Origin of the sequence: Haemophilus haemolyticus (genome assembly GCF_003490595.1) — a bacterium.
Taxonomy (GTDB): domain Bacteria; phylum Pseudomonadota; class Gammaproteobacteria; order Enterobacterales; family Pasteurellaceae; genus Haemophilus; species Haemophilus haemolyticus_L.
Genome location: NZ_QQGY01000013.1, coordinates 1 through 16,996, shown reverse-complemented (window position 1 = coordinate 16,996; position 16,996 = coordinate 1). Strand labels below are relative to the sequence as shown.

The 16,996-nt window shown below is 37.9% G+C and carries 20 protein-coding genes; 16 read left to right on the top strand and 4 right to left on the bottom strand.

Annotated elements, in window-relative coordinates; genetic code table 11:
- Positions 1–21: 21 nt before the first annotated feature.
- From trmD to rpsP, 3 genes are read right to left on the bottom strand one after another with little or no spacing between them, the layout of a single operon-like run.
- Positions 22–762, bottom strand: a complete 741-nt coding sequence (gene trmD, locus DV415_RS09630; RefSeq protein ID WP_005634352.1) for a tRNA (guanosine(37)-N1)-methyltransferase TrmD — start codon at positions 760–762, stop codon at positions 22–24.
- 37 nt (positions 763–799) lie between these two features.
- Positions 800–1,327 carry a ribosome maturation factor RimM gene (rimM, locus tag DV415_RS09625; protein ID WP_118791070.1) on the bottom strand — a complete coding sequence of 176 codons (528 nt, stop codon included), beginning with the start codon at positions 1,325–1,327 and terminating at the stop codon, positions 800–802.
- Positions 1,328–1,371: 44 nt separating this feature from the next.
- Positions 1,372–1,620: a 30S ribosomal protein S16 gene (gene rpsP, locus DV415_RS09620; RefSeq protein WP_005626429.1), complete on the bottom strand. Its 249-nt coding sequence runs from the start codon at positions 1,618–1,620 to the stop codon at positions 1,372–1,374.
- A 310-nt stretch (positions 1,621–1,930) separates the two neighbouring features.
- Here rpsP and DV415_RS09615 point away from each other — a divergent pair, with 310 nt between their 5' ends.
- The 5 genes from DV415_RS09615 to DV415_RS09595 all read left to right on the top strand — a co-directional run bounded on the left by DV415_RS09615 (position 1,931) and on the right by DV415_RS09595 (position 7,343).
- Positions 1,931–2,710 (top strand): hypothetical protein, encoded by a 780-nt coding sequence (locus tag DV415_RS09615; protein WP_118791069.1) that lies wholly within the window; start codon positions 1,931–1,933, stop codon positions 2,708–2,710.
- A gap of 22 nt (positions 2,711–2,732) precedes the next feature.
- Complete coding sequence (gene nadN, locus DV415_RS09610) at positions 2,733–4,544, top strand: NAD nucleotidase (protein ID WP_118791068.1); 1,812 nt, start codon at positions 2,733–2,735, stop codon at positions 4,542–4,544.
- Positions 4,545–4,830: 286 nt separating this feature from the next.
- Positions 4,831–5,373 carry a shikimate kinase AroK gene (aroK, locus tag DV415_RS09605; RefSeq protein ID WP_005626436.1) on the top strand — a complete coding sequence of 181 codons (543 nt, stop codon included), beginning with the start codon at positions 4,831–4,833 and terminating at the stop codon, positions 5,371–5,373.
- A 19-nt stretch (positions 5,374–5,392) separates the two neighbouring features.
- Positions 5,393–6,481 carry a 3-dehydroquinate synthase gene (gene aroB, locus DV415_RS09600; protein ID WP_118791067.1) on the top strand — a complete coding sequence of 363 codons (1,089 nt, stop codon included), beginning with the start codon at positions 5,393–5,395 and terminating at the stop codon, positions 6,479–6,481.
- Between the two features lies 1 nt (position 6,482).
- Complete coding sequence (locus tag DV415_RS09595) at positions 6,483–7,343, top strand: Dam family site-specific DNA-(adenine-N6)-methyltransferase (RefSeq protein ID WP_118791066.1); 861 nt, start codon at positions 6,483–6,485, stop codon at positions 7,341–7,343.
- A gap of 32 nt (positions 7,344–7,375) precedes the next feature.
- On the opposite strand, the gene mobA is transcribed toward DV415_RS09595, so the two are convergent.
- Positions 7,376–7,954, bottom strand: a complete 579-nt coding sequence (gene mobA, locus DV415_RS09590) for a molybdenum cofactor guanylyltransferase MobA (protein ID WP_118794479.1) — start codon at positions 7,952–7,954, stop codon at positions 7,376–7,378.
- 64 nt (positions 7,955–8,018) lie between these two features.
- On the opposite strand from mobA, the gene DV415_RS09585 reads away from it, so the two are divergent.
- The 11 genes from DV415_RS09585 to DV415_RS09535 all read left to right on the top strand — a co-directional run bounded on the left by DV415_RS09585 (position 8,019) and on the right by DV415_RS09535 (position 16,854).
- Positions 8,019–8,285 (top strand): YihD family protein, encoded by a 267-nt coding sequence (locus DV415_RS09585; protein ID WP_005631120.1) that lies wholly within the window; start codon positions 8,019–8,021, stop codon positions 8,283–8,285.
- Positions 8,286–8,296: 11 nt separating this feature from the next.
- Positions 8,297–8,914 carry a thiol:disulfide interchange protein DsbA gene (gene dsbA, locus DV415_RS09580; protein ID WP_118791064.1) on the top strand — a complete coding sequence of 206 codons (618 nt, stop codon included), beginning with the start codon at positions 8,297–8,299 and terminating at the stop codon, positions 8,912–8,914.
- A gap of 61 nt (positions 8,915–8,975) precedes the next feature.
- On the top strand, positions 8,976–9,311 hold the full coding sequence (locus DV415_RS09575; RefSeq protein WP_005626449.1) for a MaoP family protein: 336 nt from the start codon (positions 8,976–8,978) through the stop codon (positions 9,309–9,311).
- A gap of 143 nt (positions 9,312–9,454) precedes the next feature.
- Entirely contained in the window at positions 9,455–10,546 is a 1,092-nt protein-coding gene (gene trmA / locus DV415_RS09570) for a tRNA (uridine(54)-C5)-methyltransferase TrmA (RefSeq protein WP_118791063.1), read from the top strand.
- A complete protein-coding gene (locus tag DV415_RS09565) occupies positions 10,528–11,301 on the top strand; it encodes a class I SAM-dependent methyltransferase (protein WP_118791062.1) in 774 nt (257 codons plus the stop codon). Before trmA ends, DV415_RS09565 begins: the two co-directional genes overlap by 19 nt.
- Positions 11,295–11,729, top strand: a complete 435-nt coding sequence (locus tag DV415_RS09560; RefSeq protein WP_118791061.1) for a SoxR reducing system RseC family protein — start codon at positions 11,295–11,297, stop codon at positions 11,727–11,729. Before DV415_RS09565 ends, DV415_RS09560 begins: the two co-directional genes overlap by 7 nt.
- Before the next feature lie 112 nt (positions 11,730–11,841).
- Positions 11,842–12,063, top strand: coding sequence for a hypothetical protein (locus DV415_RS09555; RefSeq protein ID WP_005645740.1), 222 nt, complete (start codon positions 11,842–11,844; stop codon positions 12,061–12,063).
- Between the two features lie 153 nt (positions 12,064–12,216).
- A complete protein-coding gene (gene mobB / locus DV415_RS09550) occupies positions 12,217–12,732 on the top strand; it encodes a molybdopterin-guanine dinucleotide biosynthesis protein MobB (protein WP_192879125.1) in 516 nt (171 codons plus the stop codon).
- Positions 12,729–14,117, top strand: a complete 1,389-nt coding sequence (locus DV415_RS09545; RefSeq protein ID WP_118791059.1) for an MDR family MFS transporter — start codon at positions 12,729–12,731, stop codon at positions 14,115–14,117. Before mobB ends, DV415_RS09545 begins: the two co-directional genes overlap by 4 nt.
- A gap of 153 nt (positions 14,118–14,270) precedes the next feature.
- Positions 14,271–15,914, top strand: a complete 1,644-nt coding sequence (locus DV415_RS09540; RefSeq protein WP_118791058.1) for an ABC transporter substrate-binding protein — start codon at positions 14,271–14,273, stop codon at positions 15,912–15,914.
- 178 nt (positions 15,915–16,092) lie between these two features.
- Positions 16,093–16,854: a HugZ family heme oxygenase gene (locus tag DV415_RS09535; RefSeq protein ID WP_118791057.1), complete on the top strand. Its 762-nt coding sequence runs from the start codon at positions 16,093–16,095 to the stop codon at positions 16,852–16,854.
- Positions 16,855–16,996: the final 142 nt, after the last annotated feature.

Below are 16,996 nucleotides of genomic sequence, written 5' to 3'. Positions count from 1 at the left end.
TGATCCTAGATGTAACTGAAACTAACTGTTATGTTCGGCTTGCGCCTCTTTTAACAGCTTACGTTGTTCGTCAGTCAGAGCTAGGCCTTCTAAGAGCTCAGGGCGTCGGAGCCACGTTCTTTGTAACGATTGTTTTAATCGCCATTTCCGAATTTCTTCGTGATGTCCCGACATCAGCACGGGTGGTACAGTTAATCCTTCTAGCACTTCCGGTCTGGTGTAATGCGGGCAATCTAACAAACCATCTGCAAAAGAATCTTCTTCTGCGGAGGCTTGTTTGCCTAATACACCGGGAATAAAACGTGCAACAGCATCAATTAATGTCATTGCTGGCAATTCCCCACCGGTCAGAACGTAATCGCCGATTGACCATTCTTCATCGATTTCAGTTTGAATCAATCTCTCATCAATACCTTCGTAACGTCCGCATACCAAAATCAACTTCTGATTTTGAGCAAGCTCGGTTACGCCGCCTTGATCGAGTTTACGTCCTTGTGGCGAAAGGTAAATCACCTTTGCGCCTTCTCCTGCCGCTGCTTTCGCAGCATGAATCGCATCCCGTAAAGGTTGCACCATCATCAGCATTCCCGGACCACCACCATAAGGGCGGTCATCTACGGTTTTATGCTTGTCGAATGTAAAATCTCTTGGATTCCAACATTCCACTTGCAGAAGATTATGTTTTACGGCTCTACCTGTAACCCCAAATTCCGTAATCGCTTTAAACATTTCGGGGAATAATGAAATCACCCCTATCCACATAAAAAGCCTACTACATTACGTTTGTGCATACTTGAGATTAGAAACCAGCGTCCCAATCCACTTCAATAGTTTTCGTGGTGAGATCGACTCTTTTAACTACTTGTTCATACAAAAACGGAATTAACCGCTCTTGTTTTCCAAAAGCATCTTTCGTATTGGCTTTAACTACTAAAACATCATTAGAACCCGTTTCCATCATCTCTGTCACCGTTCCCATTGTATAACCTTCTAAGTTTACAACTGAACAACCAATTAAATCGTGCCAGTAATAATCGCCTTCTTCTAGTTCTGGGAAAACAGATAAATCCACACCAATTTTAACATTTGCTAAAATTTGTGCAGCTTCACGGTCATCAACGCCTTTTAATTTAACGATGATTTCGTGATTATGATGACGCCAGTTTTCTAATTCCGTTGGCTGCCATTCACCTTTAATTTTTAAAAACCAAGGTTGATACTCAAAAATGCTTTCAGCTTGTTCTGTTGATGAATAAATACGTAACCACCCACGAATACCGTAGGTTGAGCCTAATTTGCCCACAACTTCAATACGTTGTTGTTCCATATTTCTCACCTATCTTAGTTTAAGAACTAAATCAAAAAGCAAAATTATGCTGCTTTTTGAGCTTCTTTTACCAAGCTCGCAACACGATCAGAAAGTGATGCGCCTTGACCAACCCAGTGGTTAACACGGTCTAGGTCGATACGAACACGTTCTGCGTTACCTTGTGCGATTGGGTTGAAGAAACCTACACGCTCAATGAAACGACCGTCACGTGGTGAACGGCTGTCAGCTACTACGATTTGATAAAATGGGCGTTTTTTAGCTCCGCCACGAGATAAACGAATGGTTACCATAACCTTCCTCTAAATGTTTAATTACTAAAAGAATATTCCCAAACTCGAAAGCGATTTAAGAATATAGCTTACTTTTTTCTCTGTATATATAGACAAAAAGCCTGCGAATTTTATACTTTTTGAGCAAAATTGCAAGTTTTGGATGAGCATTCTAATAAGTACGTTATATTATCTTGAAAAGGTAAACATTATCATTCACAAGCTATTTTGTTTTACGTATAATCTTAAAAATACTCAAGCCGTTTTAAGTCAAGTTTACGCGTATAGCGGTATTTTAGCTTGATAAAATATCAGTTAAATGAGGTTTATTATGAAAATCTGTTTTCATTCTGTGTTACTTGGATTAGCGTCATGTATTGGCATTCAACAATCTGTGATAGCGAGTCCTCCTTCGTCTTCTCAACAATCAGTATCTGCTGAGTCTGCTGAGACTTTAAAGCAACAATTTTCAATGGCTTTGGCTAAACAAGACAAACAACAAATTACCAATTTACAAAAAAAACTGACCGCTCTTTTTTCTTTACCTCCCCAATTTCTTGATAATCAGATCCAAATAAGCGAAAAAATCCTCACTCGCATTTTTAAAACAGATAAAAATCTCACTCCTAAATTTCTTGATTATTTATATTTTGAGCCGATAAGTACTGGCGATGCTAATTTAATTCAGGAAATGAAGAAAAACTTACTGGTGTCTTTTTTAGCAAATGAGCAGGCAAAAATTTATATTCGTCAAACAGATAATTCGGAGCAATTTGTTCAGGCTTTACTAGAACGAGGCGCAAAAACTGAGCAAATCATATTATTGTCTTTGGATGCGAAAGGTATATTTCAAAAAATTATTGAACAAATGCGTCAAGATTTTCCGAACCAGACTATTTTTCCGATTACTGAAAATCGTGTCAGTTTGATTACTCCTTCTTCTGAAATTAAGCCACGCCTTGCTTTAGCAAATATAATGTTCAATCGCCAATTTAAAGGTGTGGAAGTTGATGATTTCTCGTATTTAGATCAACCTCGAGAAAATTTACAGCACAATAATGATGCAATTCGTTACAAAACCTTTCAAGCAATGCTAGAAGGTTTAAATTAATCCCTTACCAATAGGAGTTTTTATGCTTTTATCCAAAAAATCAGCCGCCTTTGCACTCAGTGCATTCGCGATGCTTTTTACTAGTGCAGCTCTTGCCAAAGAGGAACCACAAGCTCACAAAGCTGTGGAATTAAGTATTTTGCACATTAATGATCACCATTCTTATTTAGAACCGCACGAAACACGGATTAATTTAAATGGTCAACAAACAAAGGTTGACATTGGCGGTTTTTCTGCTGTGAATGGAAAACTTTATGAGTTACGTAAAAAGTATAAAAATCCATTAGTGCTACATGCTGGTGATGCGATTACCGGTACGCTGTATTTCACTCTTTTTGGCGGTTCTGCTGACGCAGCTGTCATGAATGCTGGTAATTTCCATTATTTTACTTTGGGTAACCATGAGTTTGACGCAGGTAATGAAGGTTTATTAAAACTACTCGAGCCATTAAAAATTCCAGTACTTTCAGCCAATGTTATTCCTGATAAAAATTCAATTTTATATAACAAATGGAAACCTTACGATATTTTCACTGTGGATGGAGAAAAAATTGCTATTATCGGTTTAGATACCGTGAATAAAACGGTTAATTCCTCTTCACCAGGTAAAGATGTGAAGTTCTATGATGAAATTGCTACCGCACAAATTATGGCAAATGCTTTAAAACAACAAGGCATTAATAAAATCATTTTACTTTCACACGCTGGAAGTGAAAAAAATATCGAAATTGCTCAAAAAGTAAATGATATTGACGTTATTGTTACTGGCGATTCACATTATTTATACGGAAATAATGAATTACGTGGTTTAAAATTGCCAGTAATCTATGAATATCCGCTTGAATTTAAAAACCCGAATGGCGAACCAGTATTTGTAATGGAAGGCTGGGCTTATTCTGCCGTGGTGGGTGATTTAGGTGTTAAATTCAGTCCTGAAGGTATTGCGTCTATTACTCGTAAAATTCCTCACGTGTTAATGAGTTCTCATAAACTCCAAGTGAAAAATTCGGAAGGTAAATGGGCTGAATTAGCTGGCGATGAACGTAAAAAAGCACTTGATACTTTAAAATCAATGAAAAGTATTTCACTTGATGATCACGATGCAAAAACCGATAAGATTATTGCTAAATATAAAAGTGAAAAAGATCGTTTAGCACAAGAAATTGTGGGCGTCATCACTGGTTCTGCAATGCCAGGTGGTTCAGCAAATCGTATCCCAAATAAAGCAGGTTCAAATCCAGAGGGTTCTATTGCAACACGTTTTATTGCAGAAACAATGTATAACGAACTCAAAACAGTGGATTTAACTATTCAAAATGCGGGCGGTGTACGCGCAGATATTTTACCGGGCAACGTGACCTTTAATGATGCTTATACTTTCTTGCCTTTCGGGAATACCTTATATACCTATAAAATGGAAGGTTCGTTAGTGAAACAAGTGCTTGAAGATGCAATGCAATTTGCTTTGGTTGATGGCTCTACAGGCGCATTTCCTTACGGTGCAGGTATTCGTTACGAAGCAAATGAAACACCAAATGCAGAAGGTAAACGTTTAGTCAGCGTGGAAGTATTGAATAAACAAACCCAACAATGGGAACCGATTGATGAGAATAAACGTTATCTCGTTGGTACCAATGCCTATGTAGCTAGCGGTAAAGACGGTTACAAAACCTTTGGTAAATTATCTAACGATCCAAAATATGAGGGCGTTGATACCTACTTACCTGATGCAGAAAGTTTCATAAAATTTATGAAAAAACACCCGCACTTTGAGGCTTACACTTCATCAAATGTGAAATTTAATGCTTCAACTGATGCGTTACCTAAAAAATAAAATTAAAAAATAGACTAAAAATAGCGCGTACTTAACGCGCTATTTTTGTTATAAGTTTGCTGCTTTAAGATGCCATAGATGATTGAGAATCTTGATTATTCCACACCTTAATGCTTTCTCGTGGAAAATAAATTCCCTAGAAAGGTTGAAAAATAGGGTAGTTTATTGCGATAATCTAGGCCATTTTTGGGGAGATCTTTCAAGTAGTCAAATTTGTTTTAGACTGTTTATTTTGGTTAGAAAGATCAAATTTTTATTTCACCTTTAATTTAATTAGAAAAGAACAATGGCGGAAAAACGTAATATTTTTTTAGTGGGGCCAATGGGTGCAGGTAAAAGCACTATCGGTCGTCAATTAGCACAACAGCTCAATATGGATTTTATTGATTCCGATGCCGTGATTGAAGAGCGTACTGGCGCGGACATTAGCTGGATTTTTGATTTGGAAGGTGAAGAAGGCTTCCGTAAGCGTGAAGAACGCATTATTAATGAGCTTACTCAAATGCAAGGCATTGTACTTTCAACTGGTGGTGGCGCAGTGCTTTCTAAAGAGAGTCGTAATTATTTATCTGCACGCGGTATCGTGATTTATTTAGAAACAACGGTGGAAAAACAATTCCAACGTACTCAACGTGATAAAAAACGTCCATTGCTCCAAGATGCAGAGAATCCTCGTCAAGTATTGGAAGATTTAGCAAAAATTCGCAATCCTCTTTATGAGGAAATTGCGGACATCACGTTGCCAACCGATGAGCAAAATGCCAAAGTGATGGTAAATCAAATTGTTGATTTAATTGATAATATGAATGGATTGAATGGTGCACTTTAAACACACCTAAGGATAAATTATGCTGTGCGTCAACGTGGAATTGCAAGAGCGTCGCTATCCTATTTTAATTGGTAGCGGATTGTTACAAGATGAACGTAGTTACCCGATTAAACGTGGGGATCGCGTGATGATTGTAACGAATCCCACGGTTGCACAGTTTTATCTTGATACAGTCATCTATGCGTTGGAAAAACGTGGTTGCGTGGTCGATCATGTTTTATTGCCAGATGGCGAAAAATACAAAACGCTTGAATCTTTAAACTTAATTTTCACCGCACTTTTGCAAGGTAATCATGGACGAGATACCACGATTATTGCATTAGGTGGCGGTGTAATTGGCGATGTTGCCGGCTTTGCTGCGGCAAGTTATCAGCGTGGCGTCCGTTTAATTCAAATTCCAACCACATTGCTTTCACAAGTGGATTCTTCAGTGGGTGGTAAAACGGCGGTTAATCATGAATTAGGCAAAAATATGATTGGCGCATTCTATCAGCCATCAATGGTTATTATTGATACGCTCACGCTTAATACGCTTCCTAAACGTGAAGTAAACGCAGGTCTTGCTGAAGTTATCAAATACGGTGCCATTTTAGATTACGAATTTTTTGAATGGCTAGAACAACATATTGATGAACTTGTCGCTTTGCATCCTGAGGCGCTTCAACATTGTATTTCTCGTTGTTGTCAAATTAAAGCGGATGTGGTCGCGAGAGATGAAACAGAAAAGGGCGACCGTGCATTGCTCAATCTTGGGCACACTTTTGGTCATGCCATTGAAACTCACTTAGGTTATGGAAACTGGCTTCATGGAGAAGCTGTTTCAACGGGAATGATGATGGCAGCGGGGCTTTCGGAAGAACTTGGAGATATTTCTATTGCAGATGTGTCTCGCCTTGAAAAATTACTTGCTCGTGCCAATTTGCCCACCGTATCACCGGATACGATGCAGCCGGAAGACTATTTACCGCATATGATGCGTGATAAAAAAGTTCTAGCGGGTAAATTGCGTCTGGTGCTACTCAAATCTCTAGGTCAAGCTTATGTGGCGAATGATACCGATCATACCCTCGTGTTAAACGCAATTCGTCGTTGTACTCAAACGGATTAAGATGTTACGTCCGAAAAAGCAATCTTTAAAACCTAAGTTAAAACACCGTCCATTTTTAAAGTGGGCGGGGGGGAAATTTCGCTTAACGGACGATATAAATAAAGCCTTTCCAAACAAAAAAAACTGCTTAATTGAGCCATTTGTGGGCGCTGGAGCAGTATTTCTTAATTCTAATTTTGAACGCTATATTTTGGCAGATATCAACCCAGATTTAATCAATCTATTCAATATTGTTAAAGAAAATGTAGAGGGTTATATTGAAGCTTGTAAGCCGATTTTCTTCGCTGATGATGCCAATACACCCGATTATTACTATACCAAACGTCGTCAATTTAATGCTTCTACGAATCCTTTCGAACGTTCGATTATTTTTTTATATTTGAACCGTTTTGGGTTTAACGGATTATGCCGTTATAACAGCAAGAATGAATTTAATGTGCCTTTTGGGGCTTATAAAACTCATTATTTTCCAGAAGATGAATTACGTTATTTTGCGCATAAAGCGCAAAGTGCGGTGTTTTTATGCTGTGATTTTCAAAAAACTTTTGAACTGGCAGATAAAGATTCGGTGATTTATTGCGATCCACCTTATGCTCCGCTACAACAAGATACTAATTTTACTGGTTATGCGGGCAATGAGTTTGGTTTGATACAGCAACGTGCTTTGGCAGATTTAGCGAAATCTATACAAAAAGAAAAACAAATTCCGATATTGATCTCGAATCACGATACTAAATTTACGCGTGAAATTTATAACGGTGCAAAATTTAAACGCATAAGAGTTCAACGTTCTATTAGTCAGAATTCAGAAAAACGCGTAAAAGTGAAAGAATTGATTGCGATATTTGGTGCTCGTAAATAATAAAAATAAACCGCACTTTTGTTAGTGTTCGGTTAGATGACTGTTTTCTTTAAATCATCCATCGTATTAAAATTCTCGAAGTTGCCTTCTTCTTGTGTAAACTTTACTGAAATCCCGCCATTTTCTTTCATAAACTGTAAAAGGCGTCGTTCACCCGATGCTAGATAGTGTCGCAATTTTTTCTTTAGCTGAACGGACATCAAACAAAAAACGGGATGTTCACGTTCCTCATCGCAAGCATAAGCAATTAAAGTGCGGTGATTTTCAACCGCACTTTGGAGTTTATCTAAAAGATTCGTAGGGAAAAAAGGCGTATCGCAAGGCGCAAAAAGGATAAAGTCACTTTTTGTCTTTTCTAGGGCTGTTAGCATGCCACTTAATGGCCCTTGAAAATCGGGCAGTTCATCTGAAAAAACGGGAAAGCCAAATTTTGCATATTCTGTTTGACTTCGGTTAGCGTTAATTGAAATCTGATGAATTTGTGGTTGCAAGCGATGAATAACATGTTGAATTAAAGATTGTTTACCTAAAATCTGTAATCCCTTATCTTGCCCACCCATTCTGCGTGCTTTGCCACCAGCCAAAATTACCGCGCTTATTGTAATTGTCATATTTTAATCTATCGTTATTTCAAGTATCATTTGCCTATTTTTTACTATTAAAAAGGAAATAGCAATGAAATGTAAGCGTTTAAATGAAGTTTTGGAACTTTTACAGCCTTATTGGTCTAAAGACCCGGATTTGAGCTTAATGGAAATTTTGCAAAAAATTGCCAATGAATCAGGTTTCCAAAAGCCATTAAATGAATTAACTGATGAAGTGATTATTTATCAGTTAAAAATGGATGGTACCGATAAACATGAGCCAATTCCTGGTCTCAAAAAAGATTACGAAGAAGATTTTAAAACCGCATTGCTCCGTGCTCGCGGTATCATTAAATAAGAGGAAAGCAAATGAAAAAAGTATTATTTGCGTTAGGTTTAGGTATCAGCACGCTTATGTCTGTAAACAGTTTTGCAGAAGATTTACAAGAAGGCAAACAATATGTTCAAGTGAGCCAACAGGCTTCACAACAAAAAGAAGTGATTGAGTTTTTCTCATTCTACTGCCCACATTGTTACGCCTTTGAAATGGAATACAAAATTCCACAACAAGTCGCAGATGCTTTACCAAAAGACGTGAAATTTAAACAATATCATGTGAATTTCTTAGGTCGCCAATCTGAAAACTTAACGCGTGCTTGGGCGTTAGCAATGGCATTAGGTGCAGAAAGTAAAGTAAAGGCACCGTTATTTGAAGCGGCTCAAAAGGATACCTTGAAATCAATGGATGATATTCGAGCTATTTTCTTATCGAATGGTGTAACTGCCGAGCAATTTGATGGTGGCATTAATAGTTTTGCAGTAAATGGTTTGGTCAATAAACAAGTGAATGCCGCAGAACAATTTAAAGTACGTGGCGTACCTGATTTTTATGTCAATGGTAAATTCCGTGTAAACCCTGAAGGGTTAAATTACGATGATTTCGTGAAAGATTATGTGCAAACCGTAAAAGGTTTATTGCAAAAATAACGAAAAATTGGTTTAATGCCTGCCCTATTTTGTAAATATTAATGAAAGAAGAGAGAATATTATGGCTGCAAGTTTTAGCGTAACGCGTCGTTTCTTTGACGACAAAAACTACCCACGTGGTTTTTCCCGTCACGGTGATTACACGATCAAAGAATCACAGGTGCTTGAGCAATATGGCCAAGCGTTCAAAGCACTAGACCTAGGGGAACGTGAGCCAGCGACTAAAGAAGAAAAAGATTTTGTTGCTTTTTGCCGTGGTGAGCGCGCAGCAGAGACTTTCTTTGAAAAAACTTGGAATAAATATCGTACTCGTATTAACACTAAAAAACGTGTTTACACCTTATCTGGTGATGTGAGTGAAGCTGCTTCTGGCGGTGAAGATTATTCCGGCGAATAAGAGACGTTAAATAAGGCAGGCGGAAGTCTGCCTTTTGTTTTTGAATAGCTTGTGAAATCACGCGTAATTCACAGCTGATAACTTTATTCTCCTATCTTTGTATGAACGATTCGTCTTCATACGCCCTATGAATACTAATTTCTATGCAATTACCGATTTCTCAATACAACGAACTGCTACAAAAAAAACTTGAAAAGTTAACCGCGCTTTTGCGCCCTTTCAATGCACCTGATATTCAAGTTTTTGATTCCCCAACAAGTCATTATCGCATGCGTGCGGAGTTTCGTATTTGGCACGAGCAAGATGATTTTTACCATATTATGTTTGATCAAGCGACGCTACAGCGTTATCGCGTGGATGAGTTTCCAATCGCTAGCACGCTGATAAATCGCATGATGCAAACCTTATTACCTTTGTTAAAACAACAAGAGGTGCTACACAAAAAATTATTCCAAATTGATTACCTTAGCACTTTGAGTAATAAGATTATTGTGAGCTTGCTTTATCATAAAACACTCACTGAAGAATGGGAAAGTGCGGCTAAAAATCTAAAAGATTTACTCGAAAAGCAAGATTTTGATGTGCAAATAATCGGGCGTGCAAGTAAACAAAAAATCTGTTTTGAGCAAGATTATGTGGATGAAGTTTTACCTGTGAATGGCAGAAATTATGTTTATCGCCAAGTCGAGAATAGTTTTACTCAGCCAAACGCAACGGTAAACTGCAAAATGCTTGAATGGGCAATTGATTGTACCCAAAATAGCGAAGGTGATTTATTAGAACTTTACTGCGGAAACGGTAATTTTTCTATCGCACTTGCACAAAATTTCCGCAAGGTATTAGCAACAGAAATCGCCAAACCTTCCGTAGCCGCCGCACAGTTTAATATCGTTGAAAATAAAGTCGATAATTTACAAATTATCCGTATGTCGGCAGAGGAATTTACGCAGGCAATGAATGGGGTTCGAGTCTTTAATCGTTTGAAAGGGATTGATTTAAAATCTTATGAATGTAATACCATTTTTGTCGATCCACCTCGCGCAGGGCTTGATCCTGAAACAGTGAAACTTGTACAAAATTACGATCGCATTTTGTATATTTCCTGCAATCCTCATACGCTGTGCGATAATCTTGTTGAACTTTCAAAAACGCACCGCATTGAAAAAGCAGCGTTATTTGATCAATTCCCTTACACTGACCACATGGAAAGCGGCGTATGGCTCATTCGCAAGTAGGTATTCAGCTGATTTCTGAATCTCCAGAAAAAACATTAGCAGAATTGACCGCACTTTGTGCTGAACACAACATTATTCATAATGAAAAGAGCCCACTTGCGCTTGTTCAAACCGATGACCGTTTAGAACTTCGTAAATTAGACGAACCTAAACTCGGGGCGGTTTATGTTGATTTTGTAGGCGGCACAATGGCTCATCGTCGTAAATTTGGTGGTGGTCGCGGTGAGGCTGTAGCAAAAGCGATAGGGATTAAAGGTTCGGAATTGCCAACGGTTATTGATGCCACAGCTGGTCTAGGACGTGATGCCTTTGTGCTGGCGTCGATTGGCTGCCAAGTTCGTTTAGTGGAACGCCATCCAGTTGTTTTTTTACTTCTGCAAGATGGTTTAAATCGAGCTTATCAAGATGAGGAAATTGGCGAGATGTTGCAACAAAATTTGCGCTTGCTGAATGTTCACCATATTAATGAACTTGATCCTAATGCTGATTGTGCCGATGTGGTTTATCTCGATCCAATGTATCCGCATAAACAAAAATCTGCGTTAGTAAAAAAAGAAATGCGCGTATTCCAGCATTTAGTTGGAGCAGATTTAGATGCCGATGAATTACTTTTACCTGCACTACAACTCGCTAAAAAACGTGTGGTCGTGAAGCGTCCTGACTATGCAGAGTTTCTTTATGGAAAACAACCGCACTTTAGCCGTGAAACGAAAAATCATCGCTTTGATATTTATATGGGAGCATCACAATGCTAAGAGAAAGTGCCGTTGTTATTAGCTATGAAAATGGCATTGCCAAAGTGAAATGCCAATCTCAAAGTGCCTGTGGACAATGCGCTGCTAAAAACAGTTGTGGAACATCAAGCCTTTCCGAATTAAACGGCAAACGTGGCGAGCATATTTTTAATGTGGACACATTAATGCCATTACGCGAAGGTCAAATTGTTGAAATTGGATTAGAAGAAAAGTCAATATTGTTGTCGGCATTATTGATGTATGTTGTACCGCTTTTGACCTTATTGATTGCGACGATGTTGTCTGATTACATCAGCCACAATGAAATCTTGCGTGCAATTTTAATCTTTGGATTAACCGCACTTTCTTTCATCTTTGTAAAATTTTATGGTAGAAAATTAGGGCAACAAACAGAATTTCAGCCAGTTTTATTGCGCGTATTGTCTTAAGTTTTTTATTCGCTTTTTATTATTTCTGCGATCTAGATCGCAAACTATAAAGCTAGTTGAGTAATTCCCTTTCTATTTCAGCAAAATTTCTCTTTTATTGATCGGAGAAACTATGCTGAATTTATTTAAATTACCCATTGAGAAAAGTTCTTTAGAGGCTTGGTCAAAACTTAGTGATGATGTGGCAAAAGTTGCTATTCTAGCAATGCCTGTTATACTTTACGGCGAGCAACCGCTTTTCCTAAAAGGATTAAATATTAGTTTTTTGCTCATTATTGCTTATGCTTGCCTTGTGATGGGGCGTAAATTTCGTCAATTAGTGGAGGGAAAATAATATGTGGCTTACTATAGGGCTTGGCATTGTTGCTCTTCTTGCTATTGGCGGACTTATTTTTGCCAATTACGCAGCAAAACATTCTTAATTTATTAACCCCGATCTTTCGGGGTTTTCCGTATCTAAAGTGCGGTGATTTTTAAGGTTATTTTTATGAACAATCAGATTCCTTTACTTGGAATTACCGGTTATAGTGGTAGTGGTAAAACAACATTATTAGAAAAACTTATCCCAGAACTTATCGCTCGTCACATTCGCGTTTCAGTGATTAAACATAGCCATCACAATATGCAAGTTGATAAAGAAGGCAAAGATAGTTGGCGTATGAAAGAAGTAGGTTCCTCTCAGGTCATTTTAGCGAATGATGAACGCTGGGCGATCATGACGGAAACGCCAAAACCTGTTTCATTGGATTATTTAGCACAACAATTTGACCGCACTTTAACTGATTTAGTGTTGGTGGAAGGCTTTAAACAAGAGCCAATTCCAAAGATTTTGCTTCATCGTCAGGAAATGACAAAACCTTTACCCGAAATTGACGAATATGTGCTCGCAGTTGCAACGAATTATCCCCTTGAAATTGAGCGCACTTTATTGGATATTAACCGCATTCCGCAAATTGCCGATTTTATTGAAAATTGGTTGCACCATTTTCACGGAGCACGATGACTGAATCCAATGCCTATCGCGGTTTAGCTTGGGTAGCAGCAATGGCACTTTTTATGCAGAGCCTAGATGCGACCATTCTTAATACTGCCTTACCAGCGATATCCTCCGACTTACATAAACCTGCCTTTGAAATGCAAATGGCGATTATTGCTTATTCTTTAGCCGTTGCATTATTTATTCCTCTTACCGCTTGGGCTGCGGCAAAATTTGGGACATTAGCCGTTTTTCGAGGGGCAGTTTTCACGTTTATTTTAGGTTCTATTGCTTGTGCTGCAGCCCCTAATTTAGAAAGTTTAATCTTAGCCAGAGTGATTCAAGGGATAGGCGGTGCCTTTATGATGCCAGTGGCGCGTTTAGCTATTATTCAAGCTGTCCCCAAACAACAATTAGTGAATGCTTGGAATTTAATGGCAACTGCAGGTTTGATCGGGCCCATTCTAGGGCCTATTTTAGGTGGATGGTTAGTCATTCACGCCAGTTGGCACTGGATTTTTTTAATCAATATTCCAATTGGTGCACTAGGGATTTTGGCATCGGGCAGCGTGATGAGTAACATTAAAGGCGAAGTAGATAAACTAGATTGGACAGGTTTTTTACTGTTTGCATTGGGGTTAGTTGGTATCACGCTTGGTTTGGATTTACTTGGTGAAAGCCAACATAGCCCAATTACAACCTATAGCGTATTAGTTGTCGGTGTTCTGTTACTCGTTGCTTATTGTAGCTATGCCAAAAACAATGAAGATGCCATTTTACCTTTATCCCTTTTTCGTACTCGTACATTCAGATTAGGCATCATTGCCAATATTTTTATCCGATTATCTGCATCTGGCGTTCCCTTTTTATTGCCTTTGATGTTCCAATTATCTTTCGGTTATAGTGCTGAAATGTCAGGCTGGCTATTAGCACCGATTGCGGTAATTTCTGTGATGTTGAAAATATTAATTGGACGAATTTTAAATCGTTGGGGCTATAAAACAACGCTAATTTCATCCGCACTTTTGATGGCTGGCTCTGTGATTTCAATGGCTTGGTTAGATAAACAAAGTTCTCTGACTTGGATTATTTGTAATCTCATGTGGTATGGCGCTTGCATGTCGATAATTTTCACTTCAATCAATACGTTGACTGTAGGCGATCTTTCAAAACAACAGGCAGGCACAGGTTCTACAGTATTAAGTATTGTGCAGCAAGTTGGGATTGGATTTGGTATTGCTATTTCATCGATAATTCTAAATCTCTATAGACATTTCTTTAGCGCAAGTGATGGTTTACAACAGGCTTTTAGCTATACTTTCTTAACCTCATCACTTTTTGCAATCGCCTTAGTTTGGTCGCTTATGAAATTACATAAACATGATGGCGATCATTTACGGAAGAATCCTTAGATTAATTTGTTATAATCCATAGGATTTTTTTATTTAAAAAAAACGACATTTGCTTATATCTTATTAAACATTTATTTTAGATAGGATTTATCTAGCATCTTGGTTATATGACAATGCTCGAATAAATCCCTGCCAACAAAGTGAGGAACTATCATGAAGCTAAAAGCAACACTAACTCTTGCAGCTGCAACACTTGTATTAGCAGCTTGCGATCAATCAGGTTCAGCAAATAAACCGACCGCACAAGCTGAAACCAAATCTGCATCTAACAATACTTTCGTTTACTGTACAGCAAAAGCACCTTTAGGGTTTAGCCCTGCACTTGTGATGGAGGGAACATCTTATAATGCCAGTTCACAACAAGTGTATAACCGCTTAGTTGAATTTAAAAAAGGCTCAACGGATATTGAACCTGCTTTAGCTGAAAGCTGGGAAATCAGCGATGATGGTTTAACTTATACATTCCATTTAAGAAAAGGTGTTAAATTCCATACAACAAAAGAATTTACCCCAACACGTGATTTTAATGCGGATGATGTCGTGTTTTCATTCCAACGTCAGTTAGATCCAAATCATCCATATCACAATGTATCTAAGGGGACTTATCCATATTTCAAAGCGATGAAATTCCCTGAATTGTTGAAATCTGTGGAAAAACTAGATGACAACACGGTTCGTATTACCTTGAACAAAAAAGATGCGACTTTCTTGGCTAGTCTTGGTATGGATTTTATTTCTATTTATTCCGCAGAATATGCGGATGCAATGCTGAAAGCAGGTAAGCCAGAAACAATTGATAATCGCCCAGTGGGAACGGGGCCATTTGTTTTTGTTGATTACAAAACAGATCAGGCAGCCCAGTATGTAGCAAACGAAAACTATTGGAAAGGTAGAACACCATTGGATCGTTTAGTTATCAATATTGTGCCAGATGCGACAACACGTTATGCAAAATTACAGGCGGGATCTTGTGATTTAATTTTATTCCCGAATGTAGCGGATTTAGCAAAAATGAAAACAGATCCAAAAGTACAACTTTTGGAACAAAAAGGTTTGAATGTGGCGTATATCGCATTCAATACCGAAAAAGCACCGTTTGATAATGTCAAAGTTCGTCAGGCGTTGAATTATGCAGTGGATAAAAAAGCGATTATTGAAGCGGTTTACCAAGGCGCAGGTACACCAGCTAAAAATCCACTTCCTCCAACAATTTGGAGTTACAATGATGAGGTTCAAGATTATCCGTACGATCCAGAAAAAGCAAAACAACTTTTAGCAGAAGCGGGTTACCCAAATGGTTTTGAAACTGATTTTTGGATTCAACCTGTTGTTCGTGCCTCTAATCCAAATCCAAAACGTATGGCTGAACTTATCATGGCGGACTGGGCAAAAGTTGGTGTAAAAACTAACCCAGTTACCTATGAATGGGCGGATTACCAAAAACGTGCGAAAGCGGGTGAGTTAACTGCTGGTATCTTTGGTTGGTCTGGTGATAATGGTGACCCTGATAACTTCTTATCTCCATTATTGGCAAGTTCAAATGCGGGTAATTCCAATATGGCTCGTTTTAAAAATCCAGAATTTGATGCATTACTAGATAAAGCAATTGGATTAACAAATAAGGAAGAACGCACCGCACTTTATAAACAAGCGCAAGTTATCATTCATAATCAAGCACCTTGGATTCCAGTGGCGCATTCCGTAGGTTTTGCACCACTTAGTCCACGCGTAAAAGGCTATGTACAAAGCCCATTTGGCTATGATGCTTTCTATGGCGTGAGTGTTGACGGTAAATAATTAATAGCATTTCAGTTCTTTTAGGGCCCTTATTTAGTAAGGGCCTTTTTATTTGAAATATTATTATTTTGTAAAAAATATGTTAAATATATTTTACTTGAGTATAATGCTCAACATTGTTCCTCACGGAAGAGAATCCATAGAATAATGAGATTAATTGTAAATATAAGGAACAAAAATGGATTTCAATAGAATTATCACTCACATGAATGATCATCACCAAGATGATATGGCTGCCCTTTGTAAAAAATTTGGGGGCGTAAATGAAATCACGGATGTGATATTAGTTAATGTAGATTTTGGTGGTTTAGATTTTAAATATAATGGTGACAAAACATTACGCGTGGAATTTCCACAACAAGCTGACGCAGGTTCAATTAAACAAGCGATCATCAATCTTTGTGTAGAAAATAAACCAGTTGCAAATTACGATCGTATCAAAGCTAAAATTGATGAATTTCGTCAAGAGTTTAAAAGCTGTATGCTTGCCACTTTAGATAAAGATGGCTTACCGATGGCATCTTATGCACCAATTATTTCGCTTGATGGAAAATATTATATTTATATCAGTGCCATTGCAGAGCATTATGACAATTTAAAACGTAATCCGAATCAAGCGGAAGTGATGTTTTTAGAAGATGAAAGCAAAGCGAAATCAATTATTGTACGTACTCGTTTACGTTACAAGGCTAGTGCACGTTTTATTCCTCGTGAAGATCCAATTGTTGAAAAAGTCTTAGATAAATTAGCGGAAACTATGAATGATGTGGGCGGAATTAAAACAATTCGTGAATTTACTGATTTTGATTTAGTTGAGCTTACATTTGGAACAGGTCGTTTTGTAAGAGGTTTTGGTCAAGCTTATTTGATTGATGCTAACGGGGAAATTTCTCATATTGGTGTCAAAGGCAATCCACACGAAAAAGAAAGTGATAAATAATAACGTCTCTTAATGTGTAGAAGATCAGACTTAATCTGACAAATCATAATAAAAAGTGAGATTTTCCCATTTAGAATATGAGTGTCAAAATCAATCTAAACAAAAAAGGAAACTCTCATGTTTTATTACTTACAACCCTCTC